Consider the following 16318-nt stretch of genomic DNA (forward strand, 5'->3'; position numbering starts at 1 on the left):
TGATTTTCAAGTCAGCTGGCGATATAGATCAAGATATTCCTTTGCGGTGGTATCCCAGTTAAACCGGGAACCTCTTTTTTTTAATTCTGCTGTATAGACCTCCGGGTTAGCTTCAAATTCTGCCATTCCTTTATTAAAGACCTGTGCCATAGAATGAGGATCGAAGTCATCCCAATAAAAAGCATATTCCCCTCCAATTTCGGGAAGAGAAGTTCTGTTGGCAAGGAATACAGGTTTTCCGTAGGCCATGGCTTCAATTGGCGGTAAACCAAAACCCTCGAAAAGAGAAGGGAAAACAAAAGCTGAACAATTCTTTAAATAATAATGTTTTTCTTTTTCTGATATTTTGCCGGCCAGGAAAACCCGGTCTTCCAGGTTAAATTTATTAATCTCCTGCATTACAACCTGACCATAAGGTTTATCATTGTTGCCTGCAATGATTAACTGGTAATCTTCAAGATAATGTAGCATTCCAACAAGGGAATGGAAGTTTTTCATTTCCAGGAATTGACCAATGCAAAACAAAAACGGTTTTTTGAGTGAAAAAGAAGTTTTAGGGGCCGGTATTTCTTCCTCAATTGGAACAACAGGATTGCCGTTGTAAATTACAGTTTGAAAGATTGAAGGTGGAATATTAAAATACTGATTGGCCGATTCTCGTGAGTGCTCTGAGATAAACGCAATCGCATCACACCGATCAATCTTTTCTTTCAGAAGTTGAATTTTTTCGGGATTTCTATCTTCAGGTTTATCCTTTTCCATGAAAATAACGTCGTGGAAGGTAAGTAGATAAGGTTGATCGTGGAAAGGTTCTATTTTGGAATTTTGATTAAGTGAATGCCATAGGTCGTACTTTTTTCTTATTCTGAAAGATTTATATCTATTCAGGTCGTAATACTTATTATAGGTTACATCCTTACCAAAATCTTTAAGAGATTTTCTGGAAGCTGCATTGACTACTAAATTAAATTCTTCATTGTTGTTAACCAGGTTCTTTATCAACCAGTAATTGAACTGACCAAAGCCTGAGAACATATTTTTTATATTATGGGCTTCTAAGAAAACTTGCTTGCGTTGCGACATTTAAACGTAATGGTCCTGTTATGTTTGCAAATATATGGAATGAGATAAGGTGCAAGTGTGTAGTTTATTATATTTTTAATGGCTGTAACACTAAAGAAGAAGCTTGAAGATTACCATTATTTCTCCGTTTTCGTTCGGTTATATAAATGCCCTGGTAGAAGAATTACAAAGCTATCCTTCTGTTGAGGTCAGTTTTATTCAACTGGATAAGTTTAAGCTCGAATATTCAGGTGTTCCGCAGAGGGTTAAGAATTTCTTTTCAAAAACACTTCTTTGCAGGAATATAAAGCAAAAATATCTTGAAGATCAAATTAAAAAAGAAATATTAAGCTGCCCTCCTTCAAATTATATTCTTGTGATCAGACCTGATAAGTTAAAAGGTGAGACACTCCTCTTTCTAAAGGAACATACAAAGCAATTAATTTCCTATTACTTTGATGCTATTGTCAATATACCGAAAATGAAGGAAAGGCTTCCTTATTTTGATAAGGTCTATAGTTATGAAAAGGAAGATGTAGAAAAATACGACCTGGGTTTTATCACAAATTTCATTCCTGTCGATCACTATATTAAGAATAAAGAAAATAATATTGTCTTCAATATATCTTCTTATGATGAAAGATTTCCTGTCATCGAAGCTGTGGCCCGGCAATTAAATGAGCAAAACCATCCATATAATATATTGATAAGGCAAAGGAAAGGGCTAAAATCAAAATATGTTAAAATGCTCAGGGATTATCTTCCCCTATCCGAAACCAAGAAGATGATCGAGCAGGCCGGAATTCTTTTAGATATTCAAAAATGTGATCAAAAGGGTCTTAGTTTCAGGGTTTTTGAGGCTCTTGGTGCCGGTAAGAAGTTGATCACTACCAATTCAGCTGTTGTGGATTATGACTTTTTTAATCCTGATAATATTTGTGTGATAAACAAGAAGAAGCCTGTGATCTCAAAAGAATTTTTGAACAAACCTTATGTTGACATTCCCGAATCAATAGTGGCCAAGTACCGGCGCAGAGCATGGATCAAAGAGGTCTTTGGGATTGAAAAGAGGAATTAAGCTTTTTCGAGACCTTTGTAAAATTCATAGTATTCCCTTTCCATCACTGTAAGGTTAAATTTCCTTTGCACCAGTTCTAAAGCATTCTTTTTTACCTTTTCTCTAAGTTCTTCCTCTTCCAGTAATCTAATTACATTATGAGCTAGTGATTCAGGTTGTTTTACGGGAGAGATCATCCCGGTGATTTCATTTTTCACAGCTTCTCCCGTACCTCCTGCTGCAGTTGCAGCCACAGGCACTCCGGCAGCAAAAGCCTCCATTATTGAAAGAGGCAGTCCTTCGGTATCTGATGAAAGCATGAAAACATCAAATTCAGGGAGAATTTCAGGAATATCATTTCTAAAACCTGCAAAAATAACCTGATCGGAAATCCCAAGTTGGGTAGAACGTGATTTCAATTCCTGTTCTAAAGGTCCCTGGCCAACGATCACAAACCTGACAGGTTTCTGAGTGTTTTGTAAAATGATTTCCGCTGCCTCTAAAAAAGTAAAAAGGTCTTTTTGTTTGGTAAGTCCCGCGATGTTTCCCACGATAAGCGTATCGGGAGGCAGATTATAATCCCGGTGTAGTATTCCTGTATTACGAAATTTAGAAAATTTTTCAACTTCAATTCCGTCGTAGATCACTTTCACTTTACTTTCGTCCTTAAGAACAGGTTTCAAAACCTCCTTTACAGCTTCGGAAACACAAATGATTTTGTCTATACGAGGACTGTTATATTTTCTAACTTTAAAGAAGTTCTTGTGGACTTTATTATTTCTTTTCCTGGAGTAAACAAATCGCAGCTTCGGAAAAAATTTCACTGCCAGTAAACTTAATGTAAAAGCTTTTGAGTCATGAACATGCAGAACATTTATCTTCTCCTTTCTTATTACTTTAATCAACTCAGTGAGGAATTTTAAGGAGTACTTCGACTTTCTGGAAGCTGAATAGAAAGAGATATCTTGTTCCAGGCACTTTTTCTCCAGGACAGAATCTTTTGCACAGAAGATGATCTGCTCGAGGTCCCTATGAGTCTTTAATATATGATAGGTGGTCAACATTTGGTTATCCCCACCACGCCATTCTATTATGGTTGAAACATGCAATATCTTCATTTTACAATATTAGGATTAAAAAATGAGATTTTTCAGGCATTAGCTTTAGGTTCTTTTTTGCAACTCCTTTGTAAAAAACTCCTTCTTTATTGTAGCTTTGCCTAATGAAGCTGGTGATCTCAGAAAATTTTGAAAGTTCACGGAAAGAGATCCTGGACCTGTTAAACCATTTTGATGGGAAAGGGGAGCAGTTTGGTCCGGGTTTGCGTAATACCATTAAATTGTTTGAATTACAGGGGATGAGGGTGAATATCAAAGCTTTCAGGATCCCTAATCCAATTAATAAAGTTGCCTACAGGTTTCTGCGAAAGTCAAAGGCTGAACGTTCTTTTAATTACGCCCTGAAACTTTTGGAAAAAGGAATAGGAACCCCAAGACCCGTAGCCTATGCAGAAGAGACCTCCCCGGTTTCCTTTAACCGAAGTTTCTATGTAAGCGAACATCTTCCTTATGATCTTACCTACCGCGAGCTGGTAAATGATACAGCCTTCCCGCAACATGAAGAAATCCTCAGGGCCTTTACCCGGTTTACTTATGAGCTTCACGAAAAACAGGTGCAGTTCCTGGATCATTCCCCGGGTAATACTTTAATTCAGCTCAACAATGGGGATTTTAAATTCTTCCTGGTTGATCTCAACAGGATGAACTTTAAACCGCTGACTTTTGAAGAAAGAATGCAGAATTTTTCGCGGTTAACCTGTAAAAGGGAAATGGTGAGAACCATGGCTTCTGAGTATGCCCGACTCACAGGAAAACCTGAAGCTGAAGTATTTGAGAAAATGTGGTCGTATACGGTAGAATTCCAGAAGACTTTTAGACGCAAGAAAAAACTTAAAAAGAAACTTAAATTCTGGAGAAAACAGACTTAGAGTCTGAACCGCTTCTTTTTCCTTTTGAACATGCGGTTGATCTTCTTTCTTCTTAAGAGAGGAAGTTTTCGTCTTTCGGGGACCCCATTCCTTTCTATGTAATCTTCTACAGCATTGACCATTCGCTCTGCCGACTTGCCATCATTATAAGGATGATAGTTTTCAATGATCAATTGACGATCTTTTTTAAAGAGATCTCTGGTAAGATTCTGTTCTACCTTTCCTGTGAGCCCCGAATATTCTTTTGAATCATCCCATAAGATCAGCTCAGAATTGTTTCTGAAGGTGATCACCGGTTTGTCAAGTAGCAGGAATTCATAGACCACAGATGAGGTGTCGCTTATCATCAGGTCTGCCATCAACAGGAATTTCACGATGTTAGGCTCCTTTTCAAGGATCACATTCTCCCGGTTTTCGGCTAATTTGCGGTAGGTGTCAATTACACCGGGCGCCATGAGGTCATGGAACTTGATAAGTATAAGGTATTCGTTGTTCTCAGACAACCGCTCAATTTCTCCTCTTAACGCAGGAGCAGAGGTAAGGGAGGGTGAAAAAGTGGGGGCGTATAAAATGATCTTTGAAGCCTTGTGCTGCTCTAAAAGACGTTTTTTCTCGGCTTCATATTTTTTCGCATCCTTCCCGTAGATGTCCAGTTTAGGCCACCCTGTTTCCATCACTTCAAAATTTCTGTGCCTTCTTTTCAGCCGGTTAAACCGGCGGGTAAAGTATGGCCCCTGGGTAAGATAGAGGTCAAAATAGTGACGAATCTTAAAATGTCCTTTCTTCTCTCCCGCCAGTCCGTGGAAGACCTGTGTCTTGACGCCACGAAGGTAATGAGGAACTTCATTGCCGGGACAAAAGATGGCATCACTCTCATAGTTTACCAGTTCCTCGAGGTCAAATGTGTGGCGTTCTTCAGGAAAAGGAAATTTTTCCCTGAGATTTTCGGTAAGGAACCATAGGTATTCGTGGTTTTTCTCTTTTAGCACCTGCATTACAGGTTCTAAAATTCCGAAGGCGTAGGGATTCTGGCAGAAAAGTATGATTTTCATCTTAGAACATATTATTGGCAACTTCGAGATCCTCCTTAAAATCAACTTCCATACACCTGAAATCAGAAATATCTACCGCTTTTATTTTTAAATTATCCTTTTCAATAGCCGTTTCGATCCCTTTTTCAAAGTAATCGTTGTCATCACAATTCTCCAAATGGTCTATAAAAACCGGCATATCATCTTTGCTGATGAAATTGATGCCTACTGCTTCTCCAAGCCCGTTCGTAACCTGTTTGGAAAGTTCATGGATATAACCATTTTTAAGGGTGTATTTCACTTCTTCTTCCGCTACTCTTGAAGTATTTACAGAGACAAAGGAATTCTTTTGTCCCATTTCTTCTTTCAACATGGTAAAAAGTTCGGCATCAAAGATAACATCCCCGTTTAGCCACAGTACATCTTCATTCCGGTACTTTTTCAAAGCCTTTAAAAGGCTTTTGGAAGTATTGGTGGCGTCAAAGAACTGATTGTAAATATAGGTGAGATCAGGGAAACGTTCCATGATCAGGTCTTTTTTAAATCCCACTACCACCGAAATATCATGTTCATTAAAGTTTGCCGAGAGGTTCTCTATTTGCAGTTCCATGATGCTTTTTCCTCCATTTAGCGGGGTCAAAGGTTTTGGAAATGGATTTCCAAGTCTTGAGCCTATGCCTGCTGCTAAAATGATGATCTTCATATAATTTGTTTATTCGGGTCTTGTTTAATCGTGTTTTTCAGGAATTTATCCAGGGGGGCGAAGATAAGGTTTGGAGTGAGGAGTTCATAAAATTGATAAGATTTTTTTGCTATCTCCTTCTTTTTGAGTCGGTTTAAGGCTTCCGGATTAAAATCATTAAGATGCACCGATACATTTTGTTTTCCGTCTTCATAGATGCTCCAGTTCTCCTTTTTTATCTGAGGTGAAAAGATGGAAAAGGTAGGGACATTCATGGCCTTGGCCATGTTCACCGCCCCACCTTCGTTCCCTACCAGCGCATCGCAATGGGAGGTGATCGCCATAAATTCTCTAAGGCTTTTTCCAAAGACCTCAAAAAAGATATTTTTCCGGGTTTTCGGTTGGCAAAGCTTCAGAAGATCTTCGGCTTCCTTTTTTTGCTTCGGAATGTAATTGAGCAGTAACCTGGCTTCGGTTTTCTCTACCAGGTGATCCAGCACCCTTGCCATGTAAGGCAAGGGATAGGTCTTTGCCGGGGAACTGCCCAAAATACCACACATGATCAATGGCTGCCCGGGTTCTATTCCTGCCTGCTGCAAAAGCACCTGTGCCGAGTTTTTTTCAGCTTCGGTAAGATAGATCTTAGGTTTGATCTCTTTCGGAAATTTTGAAGACAGTCCTTGCAAAAGCAGCATTCGGTTTTCTATGGCGAGTCCGGCACCGGTTTCTGCTGATTTTTTTAGACGGAAGGTGTGGGTGTAGAAATGTTTGGTGTACCACTTTTTATAGGAGATCCTTCTTTCGGCGCCCGAAAAAGCAGTAATGACAGCCGAATTTATCTTGGAATACACATCTATTACCACCGTATAATTTTCTGCCCTCACCTGTTTCAAAAAGGAGAAAAGTCCGGGGACTTTTTCATCTTTTTCGGGATCGAATAAAATGAACTTATCAATGTTCACATTATGCTCAACTACAGGGAGGGTATGCTTATGAATAAGGTAGTGTAGTTCGGCCGTAGGATACCTTTTCCGAAGTGCTTCAAAGAGGATGGAGGAGGTGAGCACATCTCCTATCATTTTTTGCTGAATGACCAGTATTTTCATTCTCCCTCTTAACGCTTCGATTATCCGAAGCTTTTAATTTTTAAAAAGGGGAGTTGCCGGTCGACTTCTCCCCATTAGATCTAACATGGGATTATACCGCCACGTTATACTCCCTCAATGCGTCATTGAGCGAGGTTTTCTTATTGGTGCTCTCCTTGCGTTTTCCAATGATCAGAGCACACGGCACCTGGTATTCTCCAGCAGGGAACTTTTTGGTATAGCTACCGGGAATCACCACAGATCTTGCCGGTACAAGACCTTTCATTTCTACCGGTTCTTCCCCGGTCACATCAATGATCTTGGTTGACGCGGTAAGGACCACATTAGCTCCCAGAACCGCTTCTTTTTCAACTTTTATACCTTCTACCACAATGCTCCTTGAGCCAAGGAAGGCATTATCTTCAATAATAACGGGTGCAGCCTGCAGGGGTTCCAGCACTCCGCCAATTCCTACACCACCACTTAAATGTACATTCTTACCAATCTGCGCGCAGCTTCCTACGGTTGCCCAGGTGTCGACCATCGTGCCTTCATCAACATAAGCACCAATGTTCACGTAACTCGGCATCATGATCACTCCCTTGGAAATATAGGCGCCATGTCTTGCAACTGCGTTAGGTACCACCCTGATGCCTTTTTCTTTATATCCTCTCTTTAGAGGGATTTTATCATGGTATTCAAAGATACCTGCTTCCAGGGTTTCCATCTTCTGGATGGGGAAATACAGCACCACGGCCTTCTTTACCCATTCGTTTACCTGCCAGCCGGAATTTACCGGTTCTGCGACACGTAGCTCTCCTGAATCCAGGAGTTCGATCACTTCCCTTATGGCCTTGATAGTGTAGCTGTCAGTCAGCAGTTCCCGGTTTTCCCAGGCGTTTTCTATAGTCTTCTGAAGTTTTTCCATATCTTCTAATATTATATTCTAATTCTTATCTTCCGGTCGCTCCACTTTGCTTAGCCCGGTAAAAATTCCGGAGGTGCAAAAATAAAGATAGTTTTCTCTGCAGTCCATAGTTTTCAAAGCTTGTCAAAACAAATACCTCGGGAGTAATCTTTTATTTCACAAGGGGCTGGTTAGTTCTGAAAAAAAAGGGGTCAAACCCAAAGTGCCGGATCTTTTGCAAAGAAACAAAATTTATAAATAAAGTGGTGTCCGTCTCCTGCCTTGAGCTTTCCGCTTAATTTTTCATCTCGCATATAAAAACTATCTTTGCAAAAAAATAATGGGAAGGATTCTGGCACTTGATTTTGGACAAAAAAGGACGGGGATCGCGGTTACCGATGAGCTGCAGATCATCGCCTCCGGTCTTACCACTGTACCCACCTCTGAACTTTTGCCTTTCCTGAAAAAGTATTTTTCCGAAGAAAAGGTGGAAACCGTTTTGCTGGGAGAACCCAAACAAATGGATAACACCGCCTCACAAAGTGAAGTGCATATTCAGGAATTCCTGAAGAAATTTACCGAAGCTTTTCCAACAATGAACCTCGTAAGAGTAGATGAACGTTTTACTTCCAAAATGGCCTTTCAATCCATGATCGACAGCGGACTCAAAAAGAAACAGCGAAAGAATAAAGCGCTGGTAGATGAGATCAGTGCGACGATTATATTGCAGAGCTATCTTTATAGATGAATTTAGGATTGAATATTTTTTATTGAATATTGAATATTGTCTCAATTGAATGAAACCAATATGAAAGAATTACTCAAGAAGCGTTCAAATGTTTTTGCTCACAAATGTGTAAAATTAGCAATTGAACTACCTAAAAATAAATTAGGAGTTCATATTGAGGGGCAATTGATAAGATGTTCAACCTCAGTAGCAGCCAATTACAGAGCTGCATGCTTAGGACAATCTAAAAGAGCTTTTATTTCAAAATTAGGAATAGTAATTGAGGAAGCTGATGAGAGCATTTTTTGGCTGGAGTTTTTAAGGGATGAAGATCTTGCGAAAAATGAAAAATTTTCAGAGATCCTTCAGGAAGCAAAGGAACTAACGTCAATTTTTATCGCCAGCAGAATAACTGCTTTAAAAAATCTCAACAGCAAATAAAAAATATTCAATATTCAATATTCAATTTTCGTTACACATTATACATTTAAGAAATGATACTTCCAATAATAGCATACGGAGACCCGGTTTTAAGAAAGAAGGGAAAAGAAATTTCCCGGGATTACCCAAAACTTGATGAATTGATCGCAAACATGTGGGAGACCATGTACAATGCCTTTGGTGTTGGGCTTGCAGCGCCCCAGGTGGGATTGCCTGTAAGGTTGTTCATGATCGATACTTCCCCATTTGCTGAAGATGAGGATCTTTCCGAAGAAGAAAAGAAGGAGCTTGAAGGACTTAAAAAGGTCTTTATTAATCCGGTCATTACAAAAGAAGAAGGTGATGAATGGGCTTTCAATGAGGGCTGTTTAAGTATTCCCGATGTAAGGGAGGATGTTTTCAGGAAACCGGAGATCACCATCGAATACTTTGACGAAAACTTCAATAAGTATACAGAAAATTACAAGGGACTTGCCGCACGTGTGATACAGCACGAATATGACCATATTGAAGGGATTCTTTTCACCGATAAGCTCAGCAGTCTGAAAAAGCGGATAATTAAAGGGAAACTGGCAAATATCTCAAAAGGGAAGATCACTGTAGATTACCGCATGAGATTTCCCGAACTCAAAAAAGCGCGCTAATTAGTTTTGTTATTTAGAGCAGACATGTGATATTTGCTATCCAAAAAATTAAATCGACCTATGAAATTAGATAAAGTGATGTCAATTTCCGGGAAACCGGGACTTTATGAATTAAAAACCCAGACTCGCGGCGGATTTGTAGCTGAATCAATGCTTGACGGAAAAAAGATCACCGTGAACCTGCGTCACAATGTGAGCCTGCTAAGCGAGATCGCCATTTATACCTATACCGAAGAAGTGCCTTTACGCGAGGTGTTTCAGAAAATCCAGGAAAAGGAGAACGGGGAGGAGGCCATAAGCCACAAGGAATCTAAAAACAAGCTGGAGGAGTATTTCAGCGATGTGTTGCCAGATTACGACGAGGACCGGGTCTATACCAGTGATATCAAAAAGATCATCCAGTGGTACAACCTGCTGGTGAGCAAAGGTGTTACCGACTTCACCAAACCTGAGGACGAAAAGAAAGACGAAAAGGAATCTGACGAGGAAGAATAGAACTTCATAATTTTTTTGGTCCGGCTGCAAAGATGAATGGTCTCTACTAAAAAGGTTCTTCAGCATCTTTCCAGCCGGATCTTTATTTAAACAAAGTTCTCAAAAAAGCTTCTTACCTTGCCTTTTTTAAAATATAATCTATGAATTCCCGCCAAGATCAACTCAAAGCTTTTGACCGTCTACTTACCATAATGGATGAACTTAGGGAGCAGTGTCCCTGGGACCGGAAGCAGACCCTGCAGTCGCTGCGACACCTTACTATTGAGGAGACCTATGAACTCGGTGATGCCATCCTTGACAATGATCTGCAGGAGGTGAAGAAGGAGTTGGGTGACCTGTTGCTACACATTGTTTTCTATTCCAAAATAGGCAGTGAGACGAATGATTTTGACATCGCCGATGTGGCCAACGAGATCTCCGAAAAATTGATAAGCAGGCATCCTCATATTTACAGTGATGTAAAGGTGGAGAATGAAGAGGATGTAAAACGCAACTGGGAACAGCTAAAGCTTAAGGAAGGAAAAAAGAGCGTTCTGGAAGGAGTGCCTGCTTCATTACCTGCACTGGTGAAAGCAAGTCGTATACAGGATAAAGTTGCGGGAGTAGGATTTGACTGGGAAGAGCCACAACAGGTTTTTGAAAAGCTGAAGGAAGAACTCGCAGAACTGCAGCATGAAATAGAAGAGAACAACAGGGAAAAGATCGAAGCAGAATTTGGCGACGTTCTTTTCAGTATGATCAATTATGCTAGGTTCCTAAAAGTGAACCCGGAAGACGCCCTGGAGCGTACCAATAAAAAATTCATCAAACGTTTCCAGTACCTTGAAGCAAAAGCAAAGGAACAGAACAGGGAGCTACGGGATATGACCCTGGGTGAAATGGATGTATTCTGGGAAGAGGCGAAACGCTTGTAAACCCTCCATAAAAAGCTATAAAAAAAGCCCTTTGACCTAAGACCAAAGGGCTTTTTTGTTCCGCAGAAAAAAAGTTAATCTTCGTAAAGTGATTTTACCTTCTGCAGTTTCTCCTTCCAGATCCTGAGCTGTTCGCGGTGATCTGCTATGTTCTTATGTACTTCCTGTACCAGGGGATTGTCATCATCAACATTAGAGAAGAACTGCAGGTTGTTCTCCAACTGGCGTATCTCTGCTTTGGTTTCTTCTACCTTCTTGGTAAGGAAATAATGTTCATTGTCGAGCTTGCGGTTATCATCAGACTCTTCGAGGGCCTGTACCTTGTTCTCATATTTGAGCATCTCGGTCTGCTTCTTGTCCATATCCAGCTTGTCAAAAGCCTGGTCAAGCGCCTTATTGAATTTGCCTTCAATGTATCGCTTAGTTTGAGGAACCCTCCCAATCTTCTTCCATTCTTCAATGTAATTCTTGATAGTTGGCAGGTCTTTTTTTCGGTCCCCGGAAAGTTCGGTGCTTTTTAATTTGTCAAGAAGGTCTTTTTTCTTGTCAAAAGCTTCGTTCTCTTCCTGATTTTCTTCGCTTTTTGAAGCATGGAACCTTTCAAAGTAATGATTACAGGCAGCCTTGAATTGCTTCCAGATCTTGTCGCTATCCTTTCGGGGTACATGACCAATGTTTTTCCAGTCATTCTGGATCTTCTTCATGAGTGGGGTTGTAGCCTTGAAATCCTCACTGTCTTTATTGTCTTCGGCGATCTTAACCAGTTCCAGCTTTTTCTCCAGGTTTTCATACTGGTCTTTTTTCTGGTTCTTGTAGAAAGAATTCTTGTTGCGGTTAAAGGTTCGTACCACCTCCTTGAATTTCTTCCAGGTTTGATCGTTTACACTGCGCGGTACTTTTCCTGCCTGGAAGAACTGCTCCCTTAGGGCCTCAACTTCCTTGATCTTTTGCTGCCATTGCTTGTGCGCGCTGTAATTGGCCTCAGCCAGCTGACTTAATTGTTCAATGATCTCCTCTTTTTTCTCAAGGTTCTTCTCGAAATCTTTTTCCAGCTGTTCAAAATATTCCTGTCGCTTATCATGGATCTTTCTGGTGGCATCACTAAACTTCTGCCATATCTCATCCCTGTATTCCTTTTCTACCGGGCCAAGGTCTTCCTTCCACATTTTGTGGAGCATTTGAAGTTCCCTGAAGGCCCTGTTGGTGTCCTGCTCCTGGGTGAGTTCCTCTGCACGGGAAATGATCTTCAGCTTTTGCTCAAGGTTGTGTTTAAAGTCAAGGTCTCTGAATTCGCGGTTAAGGTGCAGAAAGTCGTAAAAATTTTCTACATGGTGGTGGTAGGTATTCCAGACGGTATTGTACTTGTCCCGCGGAATGGCGCCGGCAGTCTTCCACCTGTCCTGCAGGTCCTTGAAATGTTTATAGGTAGTATTGATGTTTTCTTCCACATCAATAAGACCTTTAAGTTCCTCGATGATCTCCAGTCTTTTTTCAAGGTTCTGGTTGAGGTCTTGCTTTAACTGCTGGTAATATTTATTCCTTTTTTCCTTGTAATCGAAATACAGGGAATTAAAGCGTTTTTTGAGGGGAGTGGAGTAGTGGAAGTCAATGATATTGCCACCTGCTGCCAGGAATTCTTCCTTTTTCTCCTCAACTTCTTCATCAAATTTTGCATTGAACTCTGCACGAATTTCTTCCACGTGTTCCTTGAGAGCCTGGACCTTTTCTTTTTTAACGAGTTTTTCAAGCTCATCTGTCAAAGCTTCCTTGCTCATGGCGTGGTAGTCCTTCTTTTCGATCCCATGACGTTCCCCGGCACTCTCATCTTCACTGTCTTCGGCTACTGCGTCATCCAGTTCGGTTTGAGCATCTTTCGGTTTTTTCGGAGATGACTCTGCAGAATCATCTTCTTCCTCTGCGTCTTCTTCTTTTTCGTCCCCATCTTCGCCGTCTCCCGGTTCCTTGCTGGCGCTTTCTTCTGGCTTCTGAGAAATTTTTTCTTCCTCTTCACCTTTTTCTGCGTCAACTTTTTTGGTTACCGCTGCGGGTTTTTCCTTTTCGTCTCCTGCGCTGTCTTCAGGTTTTTGAGAAATTTTATTTTCCTCTTCACCTTTTTCTGCGTCAACCTTTTTGGTTACCTCTTCGGGTTTTTCCTTCTTGTTGTTTGCGCTATCTTCAGGTTGCTGAGAATCTCCTTTTTCCTCTTCACCATCTTCATCACCTTCAAGTCCTGCTTCAGGAGAGGATACGGCACCTGCACTATGACGGCCTTCCCCGGCTTTGGCTTCATCTACCATTGCATCGCTTATAGGGTCATCATTGTTATCCTCGTCTTTTCCACCGGTAGGTTGCTCCACAATATTTTCTGCCGGCTGCGCGGTTTCCGGTTGTTCCTTTTCACTCTTGTTCACAGGGTTCTGATCTTCATTTTTCGGAAGGTCTTTTTCCGGCAGGTTCTCTTTCTCAGACATATCTTTCAATGTTAGGGTTCGTCAATCTTTTTATAATCCTGAAAGATAATAACTCCCGTAAAACCTAACAAGGGTTTGGAAGTATTTGTGAACCTAATAACTGCCTGTTTAGCTGCTGCTTTTATTCCAGATCTCCCAGGCCTTTTCAGCCTGAAATTCCAGCATTTTTTGTCCGTTAACTACGGTAGCACCCTGTAAAAGGGCAAGTTCCATTAGTTTTGTTGTAGGCGGATTGTAGATAAGGTCAAAGACCAAATGTTGTGTAGTAAGGAATTGTATCGGAATATCGGGGTATTCTTCGGTCTTGGGGGAAGTGCCCAGGGGAGTGGTGTTGACCACTACGGTGTATTCCTGCAGGATCTCTTCGGAAAGATCTTCATAGGAAATTGTATTTCGGGAAGCTGTTCTTGAAACGAAAGCTGGTTGAAGCCCCAGGCTTTTTAATCCATGATTCACTGCTTTTGAAGCCCCGCCGGTTCCCAGAATGAGCGCTTTTGTATGCGCAGGCTTCAGGTGTGGCCCAATGGCTTCAATAAAGCCCCAAAGATCTGTATTGTAACCGGTGAGGGTGCCGTCTTGATTTACCTTTATTGTATTTACCGCCCCAATTTCCGCAGCAATGGGATCCATAGAGTCCAGATAAGGGATTATGGCTTCTTTGTAAGGGATGGTGACATTAAATCCTACCGGCTGAGGATTGGTCTTCAGGACGTCGGGAAATTCAGAAATATCCTGCAGGTCAAAATTCTCATAAATGGCGTCGATCTTTTCCCGGCTGAACTTTTTGGTAAAATATCCGCGGGAAAAAGAGTAGGAAATATTCCTGCCAATAAGTCCAAACCTACGCATTGAGTCTTTTGTTTCTGTGTTCATACCAGCCCAGCCACATCACCAGCAGGGCTCCTAAAATAATAAAAATCGTGGCGATCCAGGTTTCCATTGCCATAAGGTCCGGCCAGTAACGGTAATAATTATCAATGATCTGGTTGCCGCTCTTGTCCAATAAAACAGTGCCGTCTGCAGCTTTTCTGTAGATCTCATCCTTCCAGGGCCACACCACCCCCAAAGAACCGGTAATGAAACCTATGATCACAGCGAAGGTCGCATTCTTGTAATGTTTCAGAAGATATCCCAGAATATGTGAGAGGCTTACCAAGCCTGCCAGCGATCCCAGGGTAAAGACCGCCAGGACCTTGAGCATTCTGATCCTTTCTTCATCCTGAAGAAAGGAGAAATCCCAGGCCGTTATATCTACCATAGATTCATAAAGCGCGTTGACAGAATCTACCAAAAGGAGTACATAGTTGCCCAGCAGGATCAGGATAAAAGATCCCGATAAACCAGGTAAGGTCATACCCGAGACCCCTATGATCCCACAGAGAAAAACGAACCAGAGATTGTCATTTTCGGCGGCCGGCTCCAGCCAGCTTATGCTCGCCCCGGCGATGATGCCCAGTACGGCAAAAGTGATATATTTTTTATTCCAGCCTTCAAAATCCTTACTAATGTAAAAGATCGATCCCAGGATCATTCCGAAGAAAGAGGCCCATACGTAGAGTTCATACTGGGTGAGCAGGTAATCCAGCAGCAGGGAGACCGAGAAATAACTTATGAGCATCCCCAGGATAAGTAGGAGCAGGAACTTCGCGTTGGTATAGTAGTAAAGGCTTCGAAAACGGCCGTTGATAAGGAGTTTGAAGGAGTTGTAATTGATCCTTTTGAGGGAAAAAATGAATTCTTCGTAGAAACCCGCCACGAATGCGATCACTCCTCCTGAAACTCCGGGCACTTTGTTGGCTGCGCCCATGGCAAGGCCTTTTAAGACCAGAAAGAATTTATCACTAAACGTCCTGGTTTTCTCCATTTTCGTGCACAGGTTTTTTAACGGCTATGCCCTCTAAGATAAGAATTACCGCAAAGCCCGCAAGCATCAGGAAAAAGGCCTGCATAGCATGGGGTTCTCCGGCGAAGTTCCAGGGCATGACCGATTCTTCCCTGATCACCACCGATTTCTCTCCGTAAGTAGCGGTTTCCAATACCTCTTTCCAGGGCCATATCTTGTTCAGTGATCCTGCAATAAAGCCGGTAAGCGTGGCCAGGGTTAGGGTACTGTAGTTAAGAAACAGCCATTTCAACAACCTGGAAAAGGAGAGCAGTCCAAAAACGGCTCCCAGGGCGACGATCCCCAGGGTCTTAAAGTCAAATTCATGAGTGGCTTCACTTATGGTCTTATAAGCTCCCAGCAAGACCAAAATAAAAGCACCTGATATTCCCGGAAGTATCATTGCGCATATAGCGATGGCACCGGCCATGAACAGGTACAGGTCACTTGAGGCTGCCGCCAGCGGGGGCAGGGTAGTGAGGTAAAAAGCAGTGGTTGCGCCTATGAGAAGAAATATGAAGACGTTTAAGCTCCATTTGGGGATCTGTTTGCCAACATAATAGATACTTGCAAGAACAAGCCCGAAAAAGAAAGCCCAGATGAGAACAGGATGGTGCTCCAGCAGGTAATTAGCCAGTCGCATCACCGTAAAAATGCTTAACAGGATACCAGAGAGTAGGGCAATAATAAAATTACCGTTCAGCTTTTTCCACATCACCGAAAAACCTTCCTCCTTCCAGATCCTTAAAAGGGAAATATCAACCCCGCTTATGGTGTTGATCAACTCTTCATAGATGCCCGAAATAAAGGCAATGGTCCCGCCGGAAACTCCGGGAACGACATCTGCCGCTCCCATTGCCATTCCTTTTACTGAAATTAAGAGGTAGTCACGTAAACTTCGTCGCATGGTCGTTTTTTGGAGTGCGCAAAGTT

General features: G+C 41.7%; 17 protein-coding genes. 7 read left to right on the forward strand and 10 right to left on the reverse strand.

Features of this window, described 5'->3' with window-relative positions:
• Positions 1-6: 6 nt before the first annotated feature.
• Positions 7-1035, reverse strand: a complete 1029-nt coding sequence (locus ACFSTG_RS02780) for a glycosyltransferase family 4 protein (protein ID WP_380748226.1) — start codon at positions 1033-1035, stop codon at positions 7-9.
• A 151-nt stretch (positions 1036-1186) separates the two neighbouring features.
• Here ACFSTG_RS02780 and ACFSTG_RS02785 point away from each other — a divergent pair, with 151 nt between their 5' ends.
• A complete protein-coding gene (locus ACFSTG_RS02785; RefSeq protein ID WP_380748228.1) occupies positions 1187-2140 on the forward strand; it encodes a hypothetical protein in 954 nt (317 codons plus the stop codon).
• Here ACFSTG_RS02785 and ACFSTG_RS02790 read toward each other — a convergent pair.
• A complete protein-coding gene (locus ACFSTG_RS02790; RefSeq protein WP_380748230.1) occupies positions 2137-3237 on the reverse strand; it encodes a glycosyltransferase in 1101 nt (366 codons plus the stop codon). The genes ACFSTG_RS02785 and ACFSTG_RS02790 overlap by 4 nt on opposite strands.
• 104 nt (positions 3238-3341) lie before the next feature.
• Here ACFSTG_RS02790 and ACFSTG_RS02795 point away from each other — a divergent pair, with 104 nt between their 5' ends.
• Positions 3342-4106 (forward strand): lipopolysaccharide kinase InaA family protein, encoded by a 765-nt coding sequence (locus tag ACFSTG_RS02795; RefSeq protein ID WP_380748232.1) that lies wholly within the window; start codon positions 3342-3344, stop codon positions 4104-4106.
• Here the strand turns inward: ACFSTG_RS02795 and ACFSTG_RS02800 are convergent.
• The 4 genes from ACFSTG_RS02800 to ACFSTG_RS02815 form a co-directional block, all read right to left on the reverse strand.
• Positions 4103-5158: a CDP-glycerol glycerophosphotransferase family protein gene (locus tag ACFSTG_RS02800; RefSeq protein WP_380748234.1), complete on the reverse strand. Its 1056-nt coding sequence runs from the start codon at positions 5156-5158 to the stop codon at positions 4103-4105. The genes ACFSTG_RS02795 and ACFSTG_RS02800 overlap by 4 nt on opposite strands.
• A 1-nt stretch (position 5159) precedes the next feature.
• Entirely contained in the window at positions 5160-5840 is a 681-nt protein-coding gene (locus ACFSTG_RS02805) for a phosphocholine cytidylyltransferase family protein (protein ID WP_380748236.1), read from the reverse strand.
• A complete protein-coding gene (locus tag ACFSTG_RS02810; RefSeq protein ID WP_380748238.1) occupies positions 5837-6925 on the reverse strand; it encodes a glycosyltransferase family 9 protein in 1089 nt (362 codons plus the stop codon). The genes ACFSTG_RS02805 and ACFSTG_RS02810 overlap by 4 nt, the downstream gene beginning before the upstream one ends.
• A gap of 91 nt (positions 6926-7016) precedes the next feature.
• Positions 7017-7832: a 2,3,4,5-tetrahydropyridine-2,6-dicarboxylate N-succinyltransferase gene (locus ACFSTG_RS02815; protein WP_380748240.1), complete on the reverse strand. Its 816-nt coding sequence runs from the start codon at positions 7830-7832 to the stop codon at positions 7017-7019.
• A 319-nt stretch (positions 7833-8151) separates the two neighbouring features.
• Here ACFSTG_RS02815 and ruvX point away from each other — a divergent pair, with 319 nt between their 5' ends.
• The 5 genes from ruvX (at position 8152) to mazG (ending at position 11032) form a co-directional block, all read left to right on the forward strand.
• Positions 8152-8559, forward strand: coding sequence for a Holliday junction resolvase RuvX (gene ruvX / locus ACFSTG_RS02820; RefSeq protein WP_380748241.1), 408 nt, complete (start codon positions 8152-8154; stop codon positions 8557-8559).
• Positions 8560-8619: 60 nt separating this feature from the next.
• Positions 8620-8979 (forward strand): four helix bundle protein, encoded by a 360-nt coding sequence (locus ACFSTG_RS02825; protein ID WP_380748243.1) that lies wholly within the window; start codon positions 8620-8622, stop codon positions 8977-8979.
• A 53-nt stretch (positions 8980-9032) separates the two neighbouring features.
• Positions 9033-9623: a peptide deformylase gene (gene def, locus ACFSTG_RS02830; protein ID WP_380748244.1), complete on the forward strand. Its 591-nt coding sequence runs from the start codon at positions 9033-9035 to the stop codon at positions 9621-9623.
• 60 nt (positions 9624-9683) lie between these two features.
• Complete coding sequence (locus tag ACFSTG_RS02835) at positions 9684-10118, forward strand: DUF5606 family protein (RefSeq protein ID WP_380748246.1); 435 nt, start codon at positions 9684-9686, stop codon at positions 10116-10118.
• Positions 10119-10258: 140 nt separating this feature from the next.
• Positions 10259-11032: a nucleoside triphosphate pyrophosphohydrolase gene (mazG, locus tag ACFSTG_RS02840; RefSeq protein ID WP_380748247.1), complete on the forward strand. Its 774-nt coding sequence runs from the start codon at positions 10259-10261 to the stop codon at positions 11030-11032.
• A gap of 74 nt (positions 11033-11106) precedes the next feature.
• Here the strand turns inward: mazG and ACFSTG_RS02845 are convergent, their stop codons facing one another.
• From ACFSTG_RS02845 to ACFSTG_RS02860, 4 genes are all read right to left on the reverse strand, one after another.
• The gene (locus ACFSTG_RS02845) at positions 11107-13503 is read right to left on the reverse strand and encodes a DUF349 domain-containing protein (RefSeq protein ID WP_380748248.1); all 2397 of its coding nucleotides are present in this window, start codon (positions 13501-13503) and stop codon (positions 11107-11109) included.
• 108 nt (positions 13504-13611) lie between these two features.
• Positions 13612-14352 carry a shikimate dehydrogenase family protein gene (locus ACFSTG_RS02850; protein ID WP_380748249.1) on the reverse strand — a complete coding sequence of 247 codons (741 nt, stop codon included), beginning with the start codon at positions 14350-14352 and terminating at the stop codon, positions 13612-13614.
• Positions 14345-15367, reverse strand: a complete 1023-nt coding sequence (locus tag ACFSTG_RS02855) for a DUF368 domain-containing protein (RefSeq protein WP_380748250.1) — start codon at positions 15365-15367, stop codon at positions 14345-14347. Before ACFSTG_RS02855 ends, ACFSTG_RS02850 begins: the two co-directional genes overlap by 8 nt.
• Positions 15345-16292 carry a DUF368 domain-containing protein gene (locus ACFSTG_RS02860; protein WP_380748252.1) on the reverse strand — a complete coding sequence of 316 codons (948 nt, stop codon included), beginning with the start codon at positions 16290-16292 and terminating at the stop codon, positions 15345-15347. Before ACFSTG_RS02860 ends, ACFSTG_RS02855 begins: the two co-directional genes overlap by 23 nt.
• Positions 16293-16318: the final 26 nt, after the last annotated feature.

The organism is Salinimicrobium flavum, assembly GCF_042684505.1.
Lineage (GTDB): Bacteria > Bacteroidota > Bacteroidia > Flavobacteriales > Flavobacteriaceae > Salinimicrobium > Salinimicrobium flavum.